General features: G+C 68.6%; 23 protein-coding genes and 1 tRNA gene. 8 read left to right on the forward strand and 16 right to left on the reverse strand.

What is annotated here, in order from left to right:
* The first annotated feature begins 1 nt into the window (after position 1).
* From QSJ97_RS14960 to QSJ97_RS14970, 3 genes are all read left to right on the forward strand, one after another.
* Positions 2-925: a cation diffusion facilitator family transporter gene (locus QSJ97_RS14960; RefSeq protein ID WP_285672610.1), complete on the forward strand. Its 924-nt coding sequence runs from the start codon at positions 2-4 to the stop codon at positions 923-925.
* Positions 918-2,087 carry an ABC transporter permease gene (locus QSJ97_RS14965; protein ID WP_285672611.1) on the forward strand — a complete coding sequence of 390 codons (1,170 nt, stop codon included), beginning with the start codon at positions 918-920 and terminating at the stop codon, positions 2,085-2,087. Before QSJ97_RS14960 ends, QSJ97_RS14965 begins: the two co-directional genes overlap by 8 nt.
* Before the next feature lie 160 nt (positions 2,088-2,247).
* Positions 2,248-2,637, forward strand: coding sequence for a hypothetical protein (locus QSJ97_RS14970; protein ID WP_285672612.1), 390 nt, complete (start codon positions 2,248-2,250; stop codon positions 2,635-2,637).
* A 48-nt stretch (positions 2,638-2,685) separates the two neighbouring features.
* Here the strand turns inward: QSJ97_RS14970 and QSJ97_RS14975 are convergent, their stop codons facing one another.
* From QSJ97_RS14975 to QSJ97_RS14990, 4 genes are all read right to left on the reverse strand, one after another.
* Positions 2,686-3,444 carry an amino acid ABC transporter ATP-binding protein gene (locus QSJ97_RS14975; protein WP_285672613.1) on the reverse strand — a complete coding sequence of 253 codons (759 nt, stop codon included), beginning with the start codon at positions 3,442-3,444 and terminating at the stop codon, positions 2,686-2,688.
* A 9-nt stretch (positions 3,445-3,453) separates the two neighbouring features.
* Positions 3,454-4,368, reverse strand: a complete 915-nt coding sequence (locus QSJ97_RS14980) for an amino acid ABC transporter permease (RefSeq protein ID WP_285672614.1) — start codon at positions 4,366-4,368, stop codon at positions 3,454-3,456.
* Positions 4,358-5,113 carry an amino acid ABC transporter permease gene (locus QSJ97_RS14985; RefSeq protein WP_285672615.1) on the reverse strand — a complete coding sequence of 252 codons (756 nt, stop codon included), beginning with the start codon at positions 5,111-5,113 and terminating at the stop codon, positions 4,358-4,360. Before QSJ97_RS14985 ends, QSJ97_RS14980 begins: the two co-directional genes overlap by 11 nt.
* Before the next feature lie 125 nt (positions 5,114-5,238).
* Positions 5,239-6,072: a transporter substrate-binding domain-containing protein gene (locus QSJ97_RS14990; RefSeq protein WP_285672616.1), complete on the reverse strand. Its 834-nt coding sequence runs from the start codon at positions 6,070-6,072 to the stop codon at positions 5,239-5,241.
* Between the two features lie 285 nt (positions 6,073-6,357).
* On the opposite strand from QSJ97_RS14990, the gene QSJ97_RS14995 reads away from it, so the two are divergent.
* Entirely contained in the window at positions 6,358-6,846 is a 489-nt protein-coding gene (locus QSJ97_RS14995) for a hypothetical protein (protein ID WP_285672617.1), read from the forward strand.
* Positions 6,847-6,891: 45 nt separating this feature from the next.
* On the opposite strand, the gene pyrG is transcribed toward QSJ97_RS14995, so the two are convergent.
* Entirely contained in the window at positions 6,892-8,553 is a 1,662-nt protein-coding gene (gene pyrG, locus QSJ97_RS15000; protein WP_285672618.1) for a CTP synthase, read from the reverse strand.
* Positions 8,554-8,834: 281 nt separating this feature from the next.
* On the opposite strand from pyrG, the gene QSJ97_RS15005 reads away from it, so the two are divergent.
* Positions 8,835-8,911, forward strand: a tRNA-Arg gene (locus tag QSJ97_RS15005).
* 316 nt (positions 8,912-9,227) lie between these two features.
* Here the strand turns inward: QSJ97_RS15005 and QSJ97_RS15010 are convergent.
* From QSJ97_RS15010 to QSJ97_RS15035, 6 genes are all read right to left on the reverse strand, one after another.
* Positions 9,228-9,947 (reverse strand): copper resistance protein B, encoded by a 720-nt coding sequence (locus tag QSJ97_RS15010; RefSeq protein WP_285672619.1) that lies wholly within the window; start codon positions 9,945-9,947, stop codon positions 9,228-9,230.
* 4 nt (positions 9,948-9,951) lie between these two features.
* A complete protein-coding gene (locus QSJ97_RS15015) occupies positions 9,952-11,670 on the reverse strand; it encodes a copper resistance system multicopper oxidase (RefSeq protein WP_285672620.1) in 1,719 nt (572 codons plus the stop codon).
* 59 nt (positions 11,671-11,729) lie between these two features.
* Positions 11,730-12,263, reverse strand: a complete 534-nt coding sequence (locus QSJ97_RS15020; protein ID WP_285672621.1) for a cupredoxin domain-containing protein — start codon at positions 12,261-12,263, stop codon at positions 11,730-11,732.
* A 76-nt stretch (positions 12,264-12,339) separates the two neighbouring features.
* The gene (locus QSJ97_RS15025; protein ID WP_285672622.1) at positions 12,340-12,690 is read right to left on the reverse strand and encodes a hypothetical protein; all 351 of its coding nucleotides are present in this window, start codon (positions 12,688-12,690) and stop codon (positions 12,340-12,342) included.
* A gap of 49 nt (positions 12,691-12,739) precedes the next feature.
* The gene (locus QSJ97_RS15030; protein WP_285672623.1) at positions 12,740-13,162 is read right to left on the reverse strand and encodes a c-type cytochrome; all 423 of its coding nucleotides are present in this window, start codon (positions 13,160-13,162) and stop codon (positions 12,740-12,742) included.
* Between the two features lie 82 nt (positions 13,163-13,244).
* Positions 13,245-13,994 carry a MauE/DoxX family redox-associated membrane protein gene (locus QSJ97_RS15035; protein ID WP_285672624.1) on the reverse strand — a complete coding sequence of 250 codons (750 nt, stop codon included), beginning with the start codon at positions 13,992-13,994 and terminating at the stop codon, positions 13,245-13,247.
* Positions 13,995-14,074: 80 nt separating this feature from the next.
* Here QSJ97_RS15035 and cueR point away from each other — a divergent pair, with 80 nt between their 5' ends.
* Positions 14,075-14,476, forward strand: a complete 402-nt coding sequence (gene cueR / locus QSJ97_RS15040; protein WP_285672625.1) for a Cu(I)-responsive transcriptional regulator — start codon at positions 14,075-14,077, stop codon at positions 14,474-14,476.
* Positions 14,473-15,846 carry a multicopper oxidase family protein gene (locus QSJ97_RS15045; RefSeq protein ID WP_285672626.1) on the forward strand — a complete coding sequence of 458 codons (1,374 nt, stop codon included), beginning with the start codon at positions 14,473-14,475 and terminating at the stop codon, positions 15,844-15,846. The genes cueR and QSJ97_RS15045 overlap by 4 nt, the downstream gene beginning before the upstream one ends.
* Before the next feature lie 214 nt (positions 15,847-16,060).
* Here QSJ97_RS15045 and QSJ97_RS15050 read toward each other — a convergent pair whose 3' ends face one another.
* The 5 genes from QSJ97_RS15050 to QSJ97_RS15070 all read right to left on the reverse strand — a co-directional run bounded on the left by QSJ97_RS15050 (position 16,061) and on the right by QSJ97_RS15070 (position 20,729).
* Positions 16,061-18,106, reverse strand: a complete 2,046-nt coding sequence (locus QSJ97_RS15050) for a sensor histidine kinase (protein WP_285672627.1) — start codon at positions 18,104-18,106, stop codon at positions 16,061-16,063.
* Positions 18,107-18,141: 35 nt separating this feature from the next.
* Positions 18,142-19,134, reverse strand: coding sequence for an OmpA family protein (locus QSJ97_RS15055; protein ID WP_285672628.1), 993 nt, complete (start codon positions 19,132-19,134; stop codon positions 18,142-18,144).
* On the reverse strand, positions 19,134-19,499 hold the full coding sequence (locus tag QSJ97_RS15060; protein ID WP_285672629.1) for a FecR domain-containing protein: 366 nt from the start codon (positions 19,497-19,499) through the stop codon (positions 19,134-19,136). The genes QSJ97_RS15055 and QSJ97_RS15060 overlap by 1 nt, the downstream gene beginning before the upstream one ends.
* 109 nt (positions 19,500-19,608) lie before the next feature.
* Positions 19,609-19,731, reverse strand: a complete 123-nt coding sequence (locus QSJ97_RS15065; RefSeq protein WP_285672630.1) for a hypothetical protein — start codon at positions 19,729-19,731, stop codon at positions 19,609-19,611.
* A gap of 116 nt (positions 19,732-19,847) precedes the next feature.
* Positions 19,848-20,729, reverse strand: a complete 882-nt coding sequence (locus QSJ97_RS15070; protein ID WP_285672631.1) for a pirin family protein — start codon at positions 20,727-20,729, stop codon at positions 19,848-19,850.
* A 122-nt stretch (positions 20,730-20,851) separates the two neighbouring features.
* Here QSJ97_RS15070 and QSJ97_RS15075 point away from each other — a divergent pair, with 122 nt between their 5' ends.
* On the forward strand, positions 20,852-21,778 hold the full coding sequence (locus QSJ97_RS15075; protein WP_285672632.1) for a LysR family transcriptional regulator: 927 nt from the start codon (positions 20,852-20,854) through the stop codon (positions 21,776-21,778).
* Positions 21,779-21,869: the final 91 nt, after the last annotated feature.

Here is a 21,869-nt window from a genome sequence, read left to right on the forward strand (position 1 = left end):
ATTGGGCGCGCACGACCATTTCCACGGGCACGCGCAGGGCGGTGGCCACAGCCATGCCGCGCATGCCGGCGCGGGCGAGCGGCGCCTGCTGATTGCGGCGGCGCTCACCGGCATCTTCATGCTGGCCGAGGTCGTGGGCGGCCTGCTGTCCGGCTCGCTTGCGCTGATCGCCGATGCCGGGCACATGCTGACCGACTTCGCCGGGCTGGCGCTGGCCTGGTACGGGCTGCGCCTCGCCCGCCGCCCCGCCGACTGGCGGCGTACCTTCGGCTATGACCGCTTCACCGTCCTGGTTGCCTTCGCCAACGGGCTGGCGCTCTTCGCCATCACCGGCTGGATCGCGGTGGAGGCGGTCAGCCGGCTGGCGGCGCCGGCGCCGGTGCTCGCCGGGCCGATGCTCTGGATCGCGCTGGCCGGGCTTGCGGTCAACATCGCGGCCTTCGCGGTGCTGTCCGGCGGCGAGCGCAACCTCAACATGCGTGCGGCGCTGCTGCATGTGATCGGCGATCTGCTCGGTTCGGTCGCCGCCATCGCCGCGGCGCTGGTCATCCTGTTCACCGGCTGGACCGCGGCCGACCCGATCCTCTCGCTCGCCGTCGCGGCGCTGATCCTGCGCTCGGCCTGGCGCGTGGTGGCGGAAAGCGGGCACATCCTGCTCGAGGGCACGCCGGAGGGGCTCGACCCGCGCGTCGTGGCGGAGGACCTCGCCGGCGTGCCAGGGGTCGCCCGCATCGGGCACCTGCATCTCTGGTCGATCAGCGAGGGCCGTCCGATGGCCACCCTCGAGGCGACGCCCGCCGCGCCGGACCGTGCCGAGGCCGCGGTGCGCGCGATCAAGGACCGTCTCGCCGAACGCCACGCGATCCACCACGCCACGGTGGAAATCGTCGCGGCCGCGAAGGCAGGGGAAAGCGCCGATGGATAGGCCGGAGCACTACATCTCCGAGGCGCCATACGATGCCGCGACCGACCGGCAGGTGCTGGAGCGGGCAGATCTCGACGCGCCGACCTGGGTGCTGATCTGGCGCCGCTATCGCCGGCACCGGCTCGGGGTGGTCTGCCTCGCCTTCCTCGCCATCGGCTACCTGCTGCTGCCCTTCGTCGAGATCTTCGCGCCCTATCTCCCGAACAGTTTCGACGAGGACAACATCTATGCCCCGCCTCAGAGCCTCTACCTCTTCCACGAGGGGGAGTATGTCGGCCTCCACACCTATCCCACCGCCACCGTCTACAATGTCCATACGGGGCTGGTGGAGCGGGTGACCGACTGGGATCGCCCACTGCCGGTGCCGGTGCTCACCACATGCGGCGAGCCGTATACCGACGATCTGATGGTCAACCCGGTGCTTGGGCTGTTCGACTGGAACTTCCGGGTGATCTGTCCACCGGATGAGGGCGAGCTCTTCCTGCTCGGCTCCGACCGCCTCGGGCGCGACATCCTCTCGCGCATCGTCTACGGCGCGAGGCTCTCGATGACCATCGGGCTGATCGGCGTCGCGGTGAGCTTCGGCATCGGCCTCGTGCTCGGCGGCATGGCGGGCTATTTCGGTGGCTGGATCGACGCCGCGGTGAGCCGGGCGATCGAGGTCTTCCGTTCGCTGCCGGAGTTGCCGATCTGGCTTGCGCTTTCCGCTGCCGTGCCGATCTCGTGGGGGCCGATCACGGTCTTCCTGATGATCTCGGTCATCCTGGGTCTGCTCGACTGGCCGGGGCTGGCGCGCGCGGTGCGGTCGAAGTTCCTGGCGCTGCGCGAGGAGGACTATGTGCGCGCTGCCGAGCTGATGGGCGCCTCGCCGGCGCGGGTGATCGGGCGGCACATGATGCCCAACTTCATGAGCCATCTGATCGCCTCTGCCTCGCTCTCGATCCCGGCGATGATCCTCGGCGAGACGGCGCTGTCCTTCCTCGGGCTCGGGCTGCGTCCGCCGGCAGTGAGCTGGGGGATGATGCTGAACGATGCGCTCAACCTCACCGCGGTGGAGATCTATCCTTGGCTGCTCTGGCCGATGGTGCCGGTGATTCTCGGCGTGCTGGCCTTCTCCTTCGTGGGCGATGCGCTGCGCGACGCGATGGACCCTTACTCCTGAAGACCGGGGCGCAGCGTGAAAATGCTGCGCATGAATTTCACGGCTTTCCGGCACTGCGACAGCTTCGGACTTGCCGGCCGGGCAGGCCGGCGGCACACTCCCTGCGCGAGGGGCTGGCAGCGGGCTCGCCTGTCGCGCGGCAGATTTCATGGAGACCAGAATGATCCGTCCCCTTTCCCGTTCACTGGCCCTCGCGGGTCTCCTCGGTGTGCTGTCGCTCGGTGCGGGCGGGGCGCTGGCCGATAGCGCCTCGGATCTCGAAGCGGCCGAGCAGGCGGCGGCGGATGCCGCGGTGGCCGCCGCAAAGGCCGACGAGGCCGCCGCCGCCGAGAGCATTGCCGCAGATGAAGCACGCGAACAGGCCGAGGAGGCCGCGACGCGCCGCGCCGCCGAAACCGCTGGCGATCTCGGCGACATCGATGCCGAGCTGAAGGAGGCAGAGGAGGAGGCCGATGCCGCCAAGAAGGAGGCTGCCACGGCCACGAGCGGCGAAACCTCGCTCGAGAAGTTCGCGACCGAGTCCCCCGCTGCCGAAGGCAGCACCGACTGAGCCTTGGTGACCAGGGCCGGCGCGGGACAGACCAGCGCCGGCCTCGGATCAGAGGATCTGGCTGAGGAATTCTCGCGTGCGCGGGTCGCGGGCCTCGGTGAAGAAGGTCTCCGGCGGCCCGTGCTCGACGATCACGCCGCGGTCGGTGAAGTAGATGTGGTCTGCCACCTCTCGGGCAAAGCCCATCTCGTGGGTCACCAGCAGGCAGGTCATCCCCTCCGCCGCGAGATCCTTGATGGTGACCAGCACTTCCTTGACCGTCTCGGGGTCGAGCGCCGCGGTCACCTCGTCGAAGAGCATCACGTCCGGGTTCATTGCGAGGCTGCGTGCGATCGCCACGCGCTGCTGCTGACCGCCGGAGAGCTCGCCCGGATACTGGTGCTCCTTGCCCTCGAGCCGCACCTTCGCCATCAGCTTGCGGGCACGTGCCTCGACCTCGGCCTTCGGCTGCTTCAGCACCAGCACCGGCGCCATCATCACGTTCTCCAGCGCCGTCTTGTGCGGGAAGAGATTGTACTGCTGGAACACCATGCCGACCTTGCGCCGCAGTGCCAGCTTGTCGAGGGCGGGGTCATGCACTTCCTGGCCCTCGACCTTGATCGAGCCCTCGTCGATCTCGTTGAGCCCGTTGATGCAGCGGATCAGGGTGGACTTGCCCGAGCCCGAGGGGCCGATGATGCAGATCACCTCGCCCTTCATCACGTCGAAGCCGACGCCCTTGAGCACCTCGTTGTCACCGAAGCTCTTGCGCACGCCCTTGACGCTGACGATGGGCTGGTCGGGGGTCCATCCGGGCTCGGCAGTCATCGGCGCACCTCAGAGTTTGACGGCATAGCGGCGCTCCAGCGCGACGGTCAGCCGTGCGATCGGGTAGCAATAGGCGAAGAAGAGGCAGAGCGCGAAGCTGTAGAACGGCACCAGCAGCTCCGGGTGGTTGTCCTCGCCCTCCATCGCCTGGCGGGTCAGGGTGATGATCTCCTCGACACCGAGCAGCGAGCAGAGCGGCGTCGCCATGGTCAGGATCGCGTACCAGTTCATCCAGGGCGGCAGCATCCGCTTGTAGCACTGCGGCAGGATGATCTGCCACATGGTCTGGCGCCGGGAGAAGGCGAGGCTTTCCGCCGCCTCCCATTGCGCCGAGGGGACCGAGCGCACCGCCCCGCGCACGATCTCGGAGATGTTGGCCATGATCGGCAGCGAGAGGCCGATCACCGCCTTCACCCAGTCCGGCACCGGAATGACGGTCCCGGCAATCGTCACCTGAAAGGGGAAGGCCAGCAGCACGATGAAGAGCAGCACGAGCCAGGGCGAGTTGCGGAAGAGCTGCGTCACGGCCCAGGCGAAGGCGCGCATCGGCCGCGACTGCGAGACCTGCGCCAGCCCGAGCGCCGCGCCGAGCACGGTGCCGACCGCCATGGCGAGGAACGAGATCAGCACGTTGAAGAAGAAGCCCGACCAGACGAGGAAGGGCAACCACCGCCAGAGCGCGTCGATCGCCTCCACCGTGCCGTAGCGCCCCTGGGCATGGGCGAGCGCCGGCCAGAGCAGCGCCAGCGCGAGGATCGCGAGCGGTGTCCAGGCCGGCAGCCCGGCGAGCCAGCGCACCGCGATGAAGGGGTCCGGGCCGGTGGTGGCGGGGCGGAACGGCAGCAGCACCGCGAGATCGGTGCGCGCCTGCGCCCCGAGCCCGGGGATCGCGCGCGAACGGGGGCGGCGGCGCTCAGCGGCCATAGCCGGGGATCCGCATGGCATGCTCCCATTTCGTCATGCCGAAGACCAGCACGGCAACGAGCAGGATATAGATAACGAATAGCAGCAGCATGGTGGGATACTGCGCGCTCGGATAGTCGTTCCAGATGCTGACCGACTGGTAGAGCAGCTCCGGAACCGCGATGGCGAAGGCCTGGGTCGTCGTCTTGACGAGGTTGACGAGATTGTTGTTGAGCGACGGCAGGCAGACCCGGAAGGCCAGCGGCAGCACCACGTAGAGATAGATCTGGAGCCGGGTGAAGCCGAGGCTCTCGGCCGCCTCCTGCGTGCTCTCCGGCACCGCCTCGATGCCGGCGCGGAAGATCTCGACGTTGAAGGCGCCGGCGAAGAAGCTGAGCGAGATGATCGCCCAGCCGACATTCGAGATGATCGGCACCTCGAGCCAGCCGTCCGGCGAATGGGTCGGGGTGAACTGGCCGAGCGCGAAATAGAAGAACAGCAGCTGCACGAAGGGCGGCGTGTTGCGGAAGAACTGGATATAGGCCTGCACGATGGCCCGCACGATGCGCGAGCGCGCGCCCTGCATCCAGGCGCCGACCAGCCCGATCACCACCGAGAAGGCGACGCAGGCCACCGAGAGCTGCACGGTCATCCAGAGGCCAGACAGGATCTTGCCCTGCTGGCGCTCGTCATACATCCAGATGAAGTTCCAGCGCGGCGCGATCTCGGCGAGCTCGCGGAAATACTCGGCTACGGCGTCCATCATCCCCCCTGTCGGACCCCAGTCGTTCATGCTGCGCAGGAATGCGGACGGTTGTCCAGCCCTTGCTGCACCGCAACGACGGCAGGCGCCGCCCTGTCGGGGGCGGCGCGCGGATCAGCGGGGCAGGGTCACTCGGCGAGCCAGTCGGCGAAGCGCTCCTTGGCATTCTGGAGGAAATTGGTCGGCTTGATGCCCCATTTCTCCTCGAGCTCGATCAGGTAGCCGTTGGCCAGCCAGTTGTACTGCACGCCGGACATGAAGTTGCCGAAGATGCAGTCCTTCTCGGCCAGCGGCACCGCGAGGCCCCAGGGGTTGTCGTCCTCCGAGACCAGGGGCATCTCGTAGTCGTCGTAGTTGCCGGAGGCGAGGTCCGAGCCGATCGAGCTGTCGTCATAGACCCAGGCGACGCATTTCTTGTCGCGCAGCGCCTGTTTCGCCTCGGCATTGCCGGTAAAGGCGACGATCTGCACGCCGTAGCGCTCCTCGACGATCTTGTTGTAGAAGGCGCCCTGCTTGCCGCAGACCGGCTTGCCGCGCAGATCTTCCCACTCGGTGAAGCCGAGCGCCTTCGGCGCCATCACGTTGGTGCCGGAGGTGTAGTAGTTGGGGCCCGGAATGCCGACGATCTTGCGCCGGTCGGCGCGGTCCGACATCGTCGCGATCATCAGGTCGATCTTGCCCTGTTCGAGGAACTGCATGCGGTTCGAGCTCTGCACCGGCACCAGTTCGACCTCGACGCCCATGATCTCGCCAACCTTGCGGGCCATGTCGATTTCCATGCCGACGATCTCGCCGCTGTCGTTCCGGAAGCCCCAGGGCTTGTAGTCCGCCTTGACGCCGACCGACATCTTGCCGGCGGCCATCACCTTGTTCCAGACCTCGTTGGTGCATTCGGCGGCGGAGGCGGCGGCACCGAGGCCGAGCGCGCCGATCAACCCGAGGGCTGCGATATTGCGATACATGGCTTGCTTTCCCTGCTGTTGTATTGGACGAGATGAACTCTACCTGCGACGGGTCGCTGCCCGTCGGGTCGAGTGAAGCATCGCCTGCTGCCCGGGGTCAACGCCGGGCTGGGCGGTGCCGCGGCCTCTCCGGGCGGCGGCACACGTAACCACACGTTCATGAGGCTGTGCTATTTCGGTGCATCGTGGAGCAGACTTGGACAGATGCCCGATCGGGTGCTCTAGATGTTGCCGTTCCTGTGACCTGTGTTAGCATATCTGGGAATCGGACGGGGTGAAATGGAAATGGATGGGGATGCGCAGGTTGAGGCGGCCGGGGTGCGCCGGATCGGCACGCTGAGCCTGACCGATGCCGAAGGCGTGACCTATGCCTGCGAGGTCTATCCGATCCGGTCGCCGCTGGTGATCACGAGGGCGGTCTACATCTTCTCGCGTTTCGAGGGGATCTGGCCTCATCCTGTCTATGTCGAGGCCGCTGGCGATCTGCCCGTGATGGCGGCGCAGCATCCCCAGTTCGAACCGGCGCTGGGGCTCTCGGCGATCCATCTGCTGGTGCACAGGCCGGACAATGACGACCCGATCCCGGTTCGCGAGGCGGCGGAGCGGCTGGCCGATGTCTATCGCCCGATCCTGAATGCGCGGGCGTCCGAGCCTGTCGCTCTGCCCGCGTTGCCGGTGAAGCCGCCGGCCGATCCGGTGCACGGAGCACAGCCCGAGCCGGCACCGTGGCACGGGTTCCAGGCCGCCGCCGGCCCCGAGCCCGGCAAGGGCTGACGGGCAGGGGGCGCCGCCGGCCGGGTCCTCAGATCTGCCGAGCGCTCAGACGAGACGCGACTGCGCCACCGCCGCCCGGATGAAATCGGCAAACAGGGGATGCGGGTCGAGCGGTTTCGACTTTAGCTCCGGGTGGAACTGCACGCCGATATACCAGGGGTGTCCCTCGAACTCGATGATCTCCGGCAGCCGGCCATCCGGCGACATGGCGGAGAATCGCAAGCCCACCTCCTCGAGCCGCTCGCGATAGGCGGTCGAGACCTCGTAGCGGTGGCGGTGACGCTCGGAAATCCGGTCCGAGCCGTAGATCCCTGCCACCTTCGAGCCCTCGGCAAGCCGCGCGTCATAGGCGCCGAGCCGCATGGTGCCGCCCTTGTCGTCGGATACCGCGCGCTGGATCGTGCGGTTGCCCTCGAGCCATTCCTTGAGGTGGTAGACCACCGGCTCGAGACGCTTGTCCTCGCTGCCGGCGCTGCCCGAGGCCTCGATCGCGAACTCTTCCGAGCCCGCATCCTCGATCCCGGCGAGGCTCCGCGCCGCCTCGATCACGGCCATCTGCATGCCGAGGCAGATGCCGAAATAGGGCACGCCCCGCTCGCGGGCGAACTTGGCCGCGCGGATCTTGCCCTCGGTGCCGCGTTCGCCGAAGCCGCCGGGCACCAGGATGCCGTTGAAACCCTCGAGCAGCGGCGCCGGGTCCTCGCGCTCGAAGACCTCCGCATCCAGCCATTCGGTGGTCACCCTCACGCGGTTGGCGATGCCGCCATGGGTCAGCGCCTCGGCGATCGACTTGTAGGCGTCCTCGAGCTGGGTGTACTTGCCGACGATGGCGATCCGGACATCGCCGTCGGGCCGCTTGATCGCGTCCACCACCTGGCGCCAACGCGAGAGGTTGGGCCGCGGCGCGGGGTGGATGCCGAAGGCGTCGAGCACCGCCTGGTCGAGCCCCACCTCGTGATAGGCCAGCGGCGCCTCGTAGATCGAGGAGAGGTCGTTGGCTGGCACCACCGCCTCGGGCCGCACGTTGCAGAAGAGCGCGATCTTGGCGATCTCCTTGGCCGGGATCTCGTGCTCGGTGCGGCAGACGAGGACATCCGGCGTGATGCCGATGGCGCGCAGTTCCTTCACCGAGTGCTGGGTCGGCTTGGTCTTGAGCTCGCCCGCCGCGGCGATCCAGGGCAGCAGCGTCAGATGCAGGAAGATGCACTGCCCGCGCTGCCGGCGCTGGGCAAACTGGCGGATCGCCTCGAAGAACGGCAGCCCCTCGATATCGCCCACCGTCCCGCCGATCTCGCAGAGCATGAAATCGGTGTCGTCCTCGCCGACGGCGATCCAGTCCTGGATCTCGTCGGTCACGTGCGGGATGACCTGGATGGTCTTGCCGAGATAGTCGCCGCGGCGCTCCTTCTCGAGCACGTTGGAATAGATCCGGCCAGACGAGACGCTGTCGGTGCGCCGGGCCGCGACCCCGGTGAAGCGCTCGTAGTGGCCGAGGTCGAGATCGGTCTCGGCACCGTCATCGGTGACGAAGACCTCGCCATGTTCGAAGGGCGACATCGTGCCCGGATCCACGTTGAGATATGGGTCCAGCTTGCGCAGCCGCACGGTGAAGCCGCGGGCCTGCAGCAACGCGCCGAGGGCTGCCGTTGCCAAGCCCTTGCCGAGGGAGGAGACCACCCCACCCGTGACGAAAACGAACCGTGCCATGTATCCCCGCAGATGTTGTGGAGGCGCTCCGCGGCGCCACCCGATCTAGCATCACGGGATTTGAGGGATACAGCATCCGGGCACGGCCTGCAAGGCATCCGGGCCTTATCTGTGCCTGTCGGCGCGCATCGCGCGGAGCGCCACGACGTCAATCTCGGCACCGCGCCCGCGCCCGGCCCCGAGCCCCGCCAGCCTTAGCTTGGCGGGGCTGCGTTCGGCTCCGCCCATCGGCGCCTGCGCAGTTGCATCCACCCGAAAGCCCGTGTATTCCAGCCAGCGCGGGACCCGTAGCTCAGCTGGATAGAGCGCTGCCCTCCGAAGGCAGAGGCCACAGGTTCGAATCCTGTCGGGTCCGCCAGAAATTAGCAGATACCGGAACCGGTTTTTGGGCAGTTACTGGGGCGGAAACGATCATCGCCGCCGCTCCAGGATAGATACCGCCCGGCGCTGATGGTCGAGCAATTGCTGCCGGCAGGCTTTCTGCAAGGTCTCCGTGCTCGTATCAAAGGGGTCGGATGCAATCTCAAGCGCCATGCCGCGCTGGAATGCCCAGGTGACAGCCGAGTGCATGATCACAGGGGATGGACCGCTTCGGAGGGGGCGTTCCATCGGACTGCTGCGGTAGATGCCGTCTGCCGGGACGCCGGGGGAAGTGTCCGCCCGGCGCCTCGTGATCAGAACATCAGCCGGGTGCCCGCGACGAAGTAGACGGCGCCGGGGTCCTTGCCCTCGCGGCTGGCGAGCAGGGAGGATTCGCCGAACACACGCTCGTAGTACACGCCGAGATAGGGCGAGACCGCGCGGTCCACGAGGTCGTAGCTCAGGCGAAGGCCCAGTTCGAGCTTCGGACCCCATGCGCCCTGGCCGAGCGGCGCGTCGTCGGTGAACGGGAGATCCACCTCTATGCTCGGCGTCAGGGTGATCCGGTTGGTGATCAGCCCCTCGTATTCGGCCTCGAAGCGGAACGCCGGGTGGTCCGACAGGAAGACATCCGCATCGACCTCGATCCATTGCGGGGCGAGGCCGTGCAGACCGAGCACGGCATGAACCCGGTTGGCGCCCTCCGGCGTGTCGACCCGGATGCCGGCCACCGCGTCGAAGAAGGTCGAGACCGGCACCTGCACGCGAAGCTGGTTCTCCAGCGTCTCGAAGGCCTCCTCGTCGATCGCGAACTCGGCTTCGGATCGCCAGACCACCTTCAGCTCGTCGGTGCCGACGAAGGCATCGAAATCCCAGGCCGCGACATCGCCGTCCTCGCCAAGGCGATACTCGGCCTGCTCGACTTGGATGCCCCAGATCAGCGGCTCGGCCCGCGCATCGGGTCCGGCAGGCGCGGCCAGAGCGGCCAGCATGGCCAGGGCGGGCGCCCCGCGGGCGTTCGTCCACGTGGTCATGGCCTCACCCTCCGCTGGCGGGCGCGAGCGCGGCCCGATCGGTGGTGGGGCCGCCCTCGACGATCACCTTGCGGAACATGCCGCTCTCGGCGTGGTAGGAGAGGTGGCAGTGGAAGGCCCACTGGCCCGGCGCATCGACCTCGGTTTCGGTGTAGACCACCGTGCCGGGCGCGATGCTGACCGTGTGCTTGATCGGATCGCGCTCGCCGGTGCCGTTGTCGATGATGGTCCACATGCCGTGCAGATGCATCGGATGGGTCATCATCGTCTCGTTGACGAACTTGAACCGCACGCGCTCGCCGTATTGCAGCCGGATCGGCTCGGCATCGGCATACTTCACGCCGTTGATCGACCAGATGTAGCGCTCCATGTTGCCGGTGAGCCGAAGCTCGATCTCGCGGGTCGCCTCGCGATCCGGGTAGAGCGGGTCGGCCGCCTTCAGGTCCTTGTAGGACAGGAACCTGCCATGCTTCATGGCGGGCTCCGGCGTGACCCCGCTGCCCGCGGCATAGAACGGGTCCTCGCCCGGCCCGCCCATGATCGAGCCATCGGGCATCCGGTGCGCACCCGGCGGCAGGTCCGCGTCCTTCATCATGGCGCCATGCCCGGAGGCGGCATCCCCCTCCATCATCATCGCGCCGTGGTCCATGCCGGCCATTGCCGGGTCGAGCGCCATGTCGGCCATCGTGAGGAGCGGTGGCGCGCGCAGCTCCCACACCTCTGCCTCCATGCCCGCGCGCGGCGCCAGCGTGCCGCGGGCGAAGGCGGTGCGCCCCATGCTCTCGGCGAAGATGGTGAACGCCCTGTCCTCGCGCGGGCGGACGATCACGTCATAGGTCTCCGCCACCGCGATCCGCAGCTCGTCGACCGGCACCGGCAGCACGTCGTTGCCGTCGGCCTGCACCACGGTCATCTTCAGGCCCGGAATGCGGATGTCGAAGAAGGTCATTGCCGAGGAGTTGATGAAGCGCAGGCGGATGCGCTCGCCGGGCTCGAAGAGGCCGGTCCAGTTCTGCTCCGGCCCCTTGCCGTTGATCAGCGGGGTGAAGCCCTGGAGGTCCTCGATATCCGTGGGCATCATGCGCATCCCGCCCCAGTCCGCGCGATCGGACAGGGCCGCGCCAAGCCCCTTCTCGGAGGCGTCCCCGATGAGATCCAGCAGGGTGCGCTGCTGGCGGTTGTAATAGTCCGGCATCATCTTGAGGTTGCGCATGATCCGGTCGCCCCGGTGCGGGTGGGCGTCGGTCAGCTGGACGACATAGTCGCGGTCGTAGCGGTATTTCTCCCGGGCCTTCGGCTCGAGGATCAGCGCGCCAAAGGCGCCGTCCGGCTCCTGGAAGCCGGAATGGCTGTGGAACCAGTAGGTGCCGCCCTGGACGATCGGGAAGCGGTAGGTGAAGGTCTCGCCCGGCCGGATCCCGGGATAGGAAATCTTCGGCACGCCGTCCTGCCGGTAGGGCAGGATCAGCCCGTGCCAGTGGACCGAGGTATCGACGTCGAGATTGTTGGTCACGTTGATCGTGACCTCCTCGCCTTCGGCGAAGCGCAGGACCGGCGGGGTCGAGGCGCCGTTGTAGCCGATCCCGGTCCTGGTGAAGTCTCCGGTGTCGATCGTGACGTAATCGACCGTCAGATCATATGTGCCGGCGGCGGCTGCGCTCGATATCGCAAGGCCGAGACCGGCGGCGAGCAGTGCTGCCCGCGCAGGCGTTCCATAGGACATTGCTGTCATCCCTGACATTTCGGGGAATGGGCGCCGGGGCAGGCCCGGCGCGCGCGGCCTCAATGCGAGAGCGTGATCTCGCCCGCCATGCCGGCATCGTAGTGGCCGGGCACGTTGCAGGCGAACTCGAGCTCCGCATGCTCGGGGAAGGTCCAGATGATCTCGCCGGTCCCGCCCGGTTCGAGCAGCACCGAGTTGGGCGCATCATGCATGCCGTGACCCATGCTGGCCTGCATCTGCTTCGCCATGTCCCGGTTGATCCGGTCGGGTTCGAGAACCCCGTGATCCACCATCATCTGCATCTCGGGCGCATGGGCGACATGCGCCTCCGGCGTGCCGATGTTGAATTCGTGGACCAGCGCGCCCTTGTTGGTGATCACGAACCTGACCGTCTCGCCCTCCTTGAGGGTGATCGCCTCGGGCTCGTAGTAGTTGTCGTACATCGTGACGGCGATGGTGCGCGTCACCTGCGACGCCTTGCCGGGCTTGCCGGCGCCGCCTCCCTGGCCGTGTTCTCCGACGGCGGCGGCGGGCAGCGTCGTGGCAAGAAGCGCGGCCGCAGCCAGCGCCGGGATGGTCTTGAGAAGGAACATTCTCGTCTCCGAAGTCTGAACATGTCCGAATGCGCGGAGCGGCACCGGGCCGCCCGCAGGCTGGATCGGCGATGTTTCAGCGTCGGGGAGGCGGGGGATCCATGGCTCCGGGCAGGCCGCGGAGGAACCTGCCGGGATCGGCCAGCGGTTTCGCCGGGCCGAGCGAGAGACCGCAGTCGGTCACCGAGGCCGGGCCGGGCAGGCCGGTTGCCGCGCAATGGCCGATGGCATCGTCGCAACAGGCCTGAACGGGCGGCGCCTCGTCGGCCCGGTCGCCGCAGCCCTGGCCGGTGCAATGCATCCCGTGGACGGGATCGGCGCCCTGCGCAATCGGCTTGCCGGTCGTGCCGTGCTGCATGCCCGCCATCGCAGGCGGTGGCAGGAGCAGGGCGAACGCCATGAGGATGCTGACGATCAGTCTGTGCATGTCTCTCAACTGGCCCTTCCAGCAGGGGGAGGGTCAAGGCGAAACCGCATCAGTCGATCCCGTTGGCGCGCTGCAGTTCGCGGACATAGGCAATGATCGACGCCGCTTCCGCATCCGACACGCCCGCGATGGCCGGCATGTCTCCGAAGCGCCAGTGATGCGCGCGCACACCCTGTCTGATCGCGCGCAGGAAGGCGAAGTCGGCATGGTGCCCCGGCTCGTAGATGACGTGAACCAGCGGCGGGCCGGCGCCATCGACACCGGCGGCGTGCTGTCCGTGGCATGCTGCGCAGGCGCGGCCGAAGGCGGTCTCGCCGGCGCGGGCATCCGCCGAGAGCGCGGGAACGACGGTTTCGGGTGGCGGCGCCTCGCCGGAAGTCCGGGCGGTATCCGCCCGGTCCATCCGCTGGTGATGCATCCCGCCCGGCCAGTGCCGGTGCATGCCGGTCGACCAGCCGAGCAGGATCAGCACGCCGATCGCAAGTCCTCCATAGAGCAGCCATCGTGCCATGCGTGCCTCCGTTCCCTGTATCCCGGCGAACCGCGCCGCTCGCCTATTTCGCCAGCATCCAGCCTGCCATTGCGATCATCATCAGGTTCTCGGTGAGCGAGAGCGCGCCGAGCGGCACGTTGCTGTCACCGCCCACGCAGGCGCATTTCAGCGCGCGCCGGTCGATATAGACCGCCTTGATGACCGAGACGGCGCCGATGGTGCCGATGAAGAGCGCCACGGGCACGGAGAGCCATGCCATCGCACCCGCCGCCATCAGCACGCCGGCGCCGGCCTCGGCAAAGGGGTAGACATAGCCGTATTGCACATAGCGCCGCGCAAGCAGGTCATAGGTCAGGAACATCGTCGCGAACTTCTCGACGTTCTGCAGCTTGAGCATGGCGAGGATACACATGCTGAAGGCGATGAACCACTCGCCGGCACGCATGGTCAGCACATCGCCGAAGGCGGCCCAGCTCGCGGCGAATGCCATCGCCCCGGCAGTCGCGAAGACCGCGAGCACCGGCTGGTAGCTGGTCGCCCCCGGCTCCTGCACCGGCTTGCCGAGATGCCGGCGCAGATCCTCATAGCCGCCGATCCGCTGTCCGCCGATGAAGACCTGGGGCGTGGTGCTCACACCATGTTCCAGCTTGAACGCGTCGATCTCCGCGCGCGAGCGCAGCAGGCGGTCGTCGACCTCGAAGCCCTCGCGCTCGAGCAGCGCCTTGGTCTTCAGGCCGTAGGGGCAGAAGTGCTCGTCCGTCACCATGCGGTGCAGCCGGGCCTGCTTTCGAATCTGACTCTGAATGTTCATCGCATGTTTTCCGATGGCCATTGACTCCCTCGAAATCCGAGATACGGTCTCCAGCAACTGGAAAGTCAATGGGGGTTTCCATGAATATCGGCGACGCTGCCAGGGCATCCGGCCTGCCTGTCAAGACCGTGCGCTACTATGCCGATATCGGCCTCGTGCGCCCCAATGGCCGTTCCGAGAGCGGCTATCGCAACTATGGCAGGGCGGAGGTCAGCAAGCTGGTGTTTGCCCGGCGTGCCCGCTCCTTCGGGTTCTCGGTGGAGCAGACCCGCGAGCTGCTCGGGCTCTACGAGGACCGGAGCCGATCCTCGGCCGACGTCAAGCGGATCGCCCGGGAGCGGCTGTCGGAGCTGGAAGCGAAGATGCAGGAGCTGCAGGCCCTGCACGACGAGCTGGCCCATCTGGTCGATGCCTGCCGGGGCGACCACCGGCCCGACTGCCCGATCATCGACGGCTTCGCCGGCGGAGACGTGTCGCGATGAGCCTGACCCGCCGCCACTTCCTCGTTTCGGCCGCTGCAACCGGGCTCGCTCCTGCCGCGGCGCACGGGGCCGGCCCGGTGGCCCTCACGGCAGCGGAGGGCGTTGCCAGGCTGACGCCCGAGCCCTACGGGCCGACGAGGGTCTGGGCCTATGACGGCACCGCTCCCGGCCCGGTGATCCGCCTGCGCCGGGGCGGCCGGGTCACGCGCCGGCTGATCAACGCCCTGCCGCAGCCGACGACGGTTCACTGGCACGGCATCCGGATCGCCAACGCGATGGACGGCGTGCCGGGCGTCACGCAGGAGGCGGTCTCCCCCGAGGCCGATTTCCTCTACGACTTCGACGCGAACGACGCCGGGACCTACTGGTACCACCCGCATGTCCGCTCCTGGGAGCAGGTCGACCGCGGTCTCTCCGGCGCGCTGATCGTCGAGGAGGAGGCCCCGCCGGAGGTCGATCGCGACGAGGTTTTGCTGCTCGACGACTGGCGCCTCGACGAGCAGGCGCAGATCCATGACAGCTTCGATTCGATGCACGACCGGTCCCATGCCGGGCGGATCGGCAACCATGTCACGGTGAACGGCAATCCGGCGCACGGGCTCACGGTCCGGCGCCATCACCGTCTCCGGCTGCGGCTCGTCAATGCCGCCAATGCCCGGATCTTCGATATCGGCCTGAAGGGGCTGGCGGGCTGGGTTGCGGCGCTCGACGGCCAGCCGCTCGCGGTGCCGGAGCCGATGACGCGCCTCAGCCTCGCCCCCGCGCAGCGGGCCGACCTGGTGCTCGATGTCACGGAAGACGAGGCGGACGAGGCCTTCCTGATCTCGCACGAGCGGGGCGGCGATTTCGCGCTGACCACGCTCCGGATCGACGGCGCGGCAAGGCCGGCGCGGCTGGCCGAGATGCGGCCGCTGCCGCCGAACGACCTGCCTCCCATCGCCGGGCTGGACGGCGCGGCGACCGCGACGCTCACCATGGAAGGCGGCGCGATGGGGGGGATGCGGGCGGCCGTTCTCGACGGTGTCGAGACGGATATCCGCGAACTCGTCCGGTCCGGCCGCGCCTGGGCGCTGAATGGCGTCGCGGGCGTGCCCGAGGCGCCCCTCCTCACCGCGCGGCTCGGCCAGACGGTGCGCATTGCGCTGGTCAACGACACCGCCTGGCCGCACGCGATGCATCTCCATGGCCACCATTTCCGCATGGTCGGGAAGGATGGCAGCTTCGGACCGCTCCGCGACACCGTGCTGCTCGATCGGCAGGCGCGCGGCGAGATCGCCTTTGTCGCCGACAACCCGGGAGACTGGCTCTTCCATTGCCACATGCTCGAGCACGCCGCCGCCGGCATGTCGACCTGGCTGCGCGTGGTGTAGCAGAGGCCGGCTGATCGACGCCCGGCCGGCGCAGGCCGCCTCCTGTTCCTCGGCTCGCGCCTGTGCGCGCGGGGGCTCACGGCTCGATGATCGGGCCGGCCCGGGCGGATGGGCTCTGCCGCCGGCCGGCCACCGCCACGCGGTTGCAACAACCCTGGACCTGCCAGCGGAACCGGGGGAGGGGGGGCGAGGCGGTGCCCGGTCCGGTCGATCGTCAGGGTCGGCTGTCGGCCGTTTTCGGATCGCCGACGAGATCGAGCTCCAGCCGGCAACGCCATCCGCCGCCCGGCCGCTTGCCGAGGCGCAGATGCCCGCCATGCGTCTTCGCGAAACGCTGCGCGATGAACAGCCCCAGCCCTGCGCCGCGGACGCCGTCATGCGCCGCGCGCTCGGACGGGAAGGGTGTGCCGACATGTTCGAGTATCGATTCGTCGATGCCGGGGCCTTCATCCAGGATATCTATCGCGATCCTGCCATTGCCGAGCGGTTCCGAGGCGAGGATGACGGTTTCGGTGCCCTCGGCATGCTTGAAGGCATTGTCGAGAAGGTTGAGCACCGCCTCGAGCAGCTGCGTCGGATCGGCGAGGATGAAATGCGGCGCGGGGTCGATGTGGAGGTCGAGCGAGGCGGTGCGCTGCCGGTTGCCCAGCATGATGCTGCCGGCCTTCACCAGCGCCTCGCCGAGATCCACGATCTGCAGGTTGGGCGTTGCGTGCTCGGTCGCGTATTCCGCGGCCTGGAGCGCCTGTTCCGAAAGGTGGAGGACCTGCGCGCCGGCATCGTGGATCGTCGTTGCGAACTCGGTGATCTGCTGCGGCGAAAGCCGCGCGAGACCGCTGCCCTTCAGCAGGCCGGAGAGCCCGAGCACGGCATTCAGCGGGGTGCGCAGATCATGGTGCATCTCGTGCAGGAACCGGGTCTTGGCCTCGTTGGCGGCCTCGGCCGCCCGGGTTCTCGATTGCAGCTCGGTGACCAGCTCGCGGCGGATCTGCCAGAGCCGCGCGGTTCGCAGGCCGGCGCTGACGGTCGCGAGCATGGTCGAGAGCACCAGCGGGCAGGCGAGATCGACCACGAGCCCGGCCTGCATGCGTGCCACCGCCACGACCGCGACCCAGCCGATGCCGAGCGCGAGGGTGACCAGGGAGGCGAGCCCCGGGGCGGTGGCGAGCCAGACCACCCCGATCACCGCCATGCCGACCGCGAGCGCGACGGTCTCGATGGCCTGGACCATGAGCGGGCGGCTGAGAACGCTGCCGATATCGAGCGCGTCACCCATCATCGCGATGATCTCCGGCTCGCTGGCGAGGCTGCCATCGGCAAGCCGGAGCGGCCGCCCGATGCCCGCGACATCGAGGCCGAGCACGACGATCCGCCCGTGGATCCGGTCCATCGCATCGGCGTCCAGGCTCTGTGCCTCGAGAACCGGGATCTTCGTCCTCCGGCCGAAATCCAGCCAGACGATGCCGGGGGCGCTGGTGCGCCGGGCCGCGCCGTCGACCAGCATGGCGTATCCGCCGTCCGGGTGCCGGGCGAAGGCCACCTCCCGGCCCCCGGCAACGAGCCCCGCAACCGCGAGGGAGGGGTGCATGACGTCACCCACGAGGAAGAAGAGCGCGGCGCGGCGCAGGACCATGTCTTCCTCCGGCACGAGGTTGACCGCGCCCTCCGCCCGCGCGGCCGCGTGCAGCCCCGGCGTCGCAACGGTGAGTGCCTCGAAACGCGGTACCTCCGGCGGTATGGCGGTGCGGGACGGGATCCCGAAGGCCGGGCCGGGTTCCGGCGGGCCTGCGGCGCCGATCCGCACCGCGGTGCCGAGCGCTGTGGGCAGGCGCGCCAGCGCGCTGGCGAGAGCCTCGTCCGGATCGGGCAGGTGCGCGAGGCGCTCGGCGAGCTCGGCATGGTCCGCGGGCGGCATCTCGCCGGCGAGCCTCTCCAGCAGGGCATGCGCGGAGAAGCGGTCCGGGGTGTCGAGCAGAAGGGGAAGCACCACCGCCACGGCGCCGAGATCGTGCAGCCGGTCGACGAGGGTGGCCAGCGCATCCCGTCGCCATGGCCAGGGGCCGATGTTGTCGAGGCTGCGCTCGCCGATGTTCACCACGGTGAAGCTGCTCGGGACATCGCCGTGCGGCGCCATGCCCTGCATGAGGTCGAAGCCGAGATTCTGAAGCTGGCGAAGGGGTTTGGGCTCGGCAATGCGAAGACCGACCAGACCCAGTATGCACACCGCGAGCAGCAGCAGGGATCGACGGCCGATCTGCACGATCCTAGAGCCCTGGCCCGTGACCGCCTGCCCGATCAGCGAACGGCGATCTCGACCCGTCGATTGAGCGCTTCGTCAACACCGTCCTCCGTCGGCACGAGCGGCAGCGTTTCGCCGAAACTGTCGGCCGTGATCGTCTCGGGCGGGACCCCGGCCTCGAGAAGCAACGCCCTGATCTGCTCCGCCCGTGCCCTGGCGAGCCGGACATTAATCCGCGCCGAGCCCACCCTGTCGGTATGCCCGAACACCGTAACCCTGGCTGCGACGGTGTCCCCGGCATCGAGGAGGGCGGCCTCGAGGCGCTCCCTGCTCTCCTCGGTGATCGTCTCCGGCGATGAGCCGCCCGTCTCGAAATAGATCAGATAGCTGCGCTGCGGTTTCGGCTCGGCGCGCAGCGAGTCGGAAAGCACGTCGTTGACCGCCGCCTCCTCGAACGACACCGCCGCCCCGAGATTCTCGCCTTCGCCCGCGACACCGTCGAAGGGGCGGCCGAGAACCGATTCCCGGCCATCGCTGCGCACCACGATCTCGGCGTCGTCATCCGAAGGCAGCAGGATCACCACGGGCGTCCCGGCGACCTGTTCGGCCGCGCCCAGCCGGTCCGAGAAGGCCGCCCGGCAGGCCGCGATCTGGTCCGGCTGGAGCTGTTCCTCCACCTCCTGGACCCAGCAGTCGAAGGCGCTCTGCGCCTCCGCAAGCGCATCCGGCGCGAGGAGGATGGCGGTGGTCTGGAGAACCGCGACGAGCCGCTCGCGCTCGGCCTCAAGCATACGCCGCAGCGGCTCGGGCAGGATGCGCTCGCTCAGATCGTCGGGCGCCGGCCGCGCCCCGGTAAGCGCCGCGTCGCGCTTGTCGCGGAAGCGCCGCGAATCGGCGAAGTCCCGCTCCTCGAACTCGGAGGCACGGCGCATCTCGTATTCCTCGGCAAGCCGCCGGTCGAAGGCGCCGAGGCCCGGTTTCGGCGCCGGGGGCTGCGATGCGCATCCGGCAACGATCAGGAGGCCAGCGATCCTGAGGAGGACTTTCATCAGTTTGCGGGCGGGACGATAACGGCGAAGCGGGTGCCGCGCGTGCCTACGACCAGCCGGGGCGTCTCGATGCGCACCTGTTCCGGACGCGCCATGCCGATCTTGCCGGAGCTGTAGATCAGCCGGCCGGTGAGCACGCGGATCACGAGGTCGAGCAGGTCGTCGCTCGGGCTGAACACGAAGGTCTCCAGCACGACATCGGAGGCGCCGCCGATCGCCAGCGCGGTGCCGTCGTCGAGCATGATGCCGACCGAACCGCCGGCCGATGTCTGAAGTTCGTCATAGAGAAAGACAGACTGTCCGATGATGGCGGCAACCGCCCCGCCGCCGCGGCGTATCACGACATCGCCCTCGACCGACTTCACGACGCCGATCTCCTGCGCGAGCACCGGTGCGGCCGGAGCAAATATTAGTGTGAACAGCAGTGCTGTAATCCAACTCGCACGCATGTTTTCGCTCGCCAAACACCCCAGTCTAGTCGTCAACGATGCCGAAGATCATCGCGGCAATCAAGCGAAAACCGTGCGCCGTGCGCAATCGCAGGGCGTTCGCAACTATGCCGGCCGGGCCGGTTCCCGCCGCGCGGGGCTGGAACATGGGGCTCCTGGGCGCCGGCAACATTGAGCCGGAAGCCGCAGCACGGCCAGTCCGCCCGGCGGTGTGCCCGTACGCGCGGAGGCGGCCCCGGCATGGACATCCGGGGCCGCCCGGCCTCAGGCCGTGCCCTGCCGGGCCGGGATCGTGCCGAAGCGCCCGTCCCGGAACTCGGCAAAGGCCTGGCGGATCTCGTCGGCCGTGTTCATGACGAAGGGGCCCTGCATCGCCACCGGCTCGTCGATCGGCTCGCCGCTCAGCACCAGGATCCGCGCGTCGTTGTTGGCCTCGAGCGTCACCTCGCCGCCTTCGCGGCCGAGCAGCACCACCTGCGCCTCGCGGACGACCTCGGCATCGTTGACGAGGACCGTGCCGGCGAGCACGACCAGCGTCAGCGTGTGGCCCTCGGGCGGCGCCAGCCGCGCCGTTCCGCCCGGGGTCAGGGCGACATCCCAGAGGTTGATCGGCGTGAAGGTGCGCGCCGGCCCCCGCGTGCCCCCGTGCTCGCCGGCGATGACCCGGAGCCGGCCGGCTCCGTCCGGCAGCGCGATCTCCGGAATCCCGCCGGCGGGCAGCGTCTGGTAGCCGGGCGCCGCATTCTTGTGCCGGGCCGGCAGGTTGACCCAGAGCTGCACCATCTCGAGCGTGCCGCCCGTGCGGGCGAAGGCCTCCGAGTGGTACTCCTCGTGCAGGATGCCCGAGGCGGCGGTCATCCACTGCACGTCGCCCGGGCCGATGCGGCCGCCTTCGCCGGTGGAATCGCGGTGCTCGAGCTCGCCCTGGTAGACGATGGTCACGGTCTCGAAGCCGCGATGCGGATGCACGTCGACGCCGCGCCGCTTCTCCGAGGGGCCGAACTCCGCCGCGCCCGCATAGTCGAGCAGCAGGAAGGGGCTCGCATGCTGGCCATGGGTGGCGTGGGAGAGGAGCGAGCGCACCGGAAAGCCATCGCCGACCCAGTGCGGCCGCGGGGCGCCATAGATGCCGAGTACCTGTCTCATCGGGGTCTCCTTTCGACGTTTCACCCGGTTTCCCGGTCCTCAGGAGGATGGTGGTGGGACAATCGCTCCGGTAGGGTGCGAAATCCCGCCACAGTGTTCCAGATTCAGAACGCAGGACCCGGATGCAGGATCTCAACGATCTCTACTATTTCGCGATGGTTGCCGAGCATGGCGGTTTTGCCGCGGCCGAGCGCGCGATCGGCGAGCCGCGGTCGAAGCTCAGCCGCCGGGTGACCCGGCTCGAGGAACGCCTCGGCGTGCGCCTGATCCAGCGTTCGACGCGCCGGTTCGCCGTCACCGAGATCGGCGAGGAGTTCCATCGCCACTGCGTCGCCATGCTGGTCGAGGCGGAGGCCGCGCAGGAGGTGATCGACCGGACCCGCTCGCAGCCCCAGGGCGTGGTGCGGATCGCCTGTCCCTCCGCCGTGCTCTACTTCCAGGTCGCCGGGATGATCGCCCGCTTCATGGCGGAGTGCCCGAATGTCTCGGTGCATCTCGTCAGCACCAACCGGCGGGTCGACCTGATCCGGGAGGGCTTCGACATCGCGCTCCGGGTGCGCTTTCCGCCGCTGGAGGAAAGCGATCTCGTGATGCGCGTGCTCGGCGAGAGCCCGCAGCGGATGGTGGCGAGCCCGGCGCTCGTCGGGGCCGCGTCGGAGGCCATGGCGCCGGCCGATCTTGCCGCCTATCCGAGCATGAGCTGGGGCGCACCGCAGGATGCCCATGAGTGGCGCCTCGAAGGGCCTGGGGGCGCCAGGGCGACGATCCGCCATGCGCCTCGGCTGGTCACCGAGGACATGGTCACGCTCCGGCTGGCGGCGTTGCGGGGGGTCGGCCTGGTGCAGATGCCGACGATGGTGGTGGAGGACGATCTGCGCCGGGGGGATCTGCTGGACATCCTTCCCGACTGGGCGCCCCGCACCGGAATCATCCACGCCGTCTTCCCCTCGCGCCGCGGGTTGCTGCCCTCCGTGCGCGCCGTGCTGGACTTCCTGGCCGCCGAATATGCAGCGCTGGCACGGGCCGATGCGCCGGGCGGGGCGGTCTGATCCGGCCGCAGGGGAGGGCCACGCAGCCTGGCGTTCGACCCTCGGCGCGGCGCTCGCCCGCGTTCGGTCGGGGCGGTGCAAGGCCGGCTCC

Origin of the sequence: Paralimibaculum aggregatum (assembly GCF_030270585.1) — a bacterium.
GTDB classification, from domain to species: domain Bacteria; phylum Pseudomonadota; class Alphaproteobacteria; order Rhodobacterales; family Rhodobacteraceae; genus Thermohalobaculum; species Thermohalobaculum aggregatum.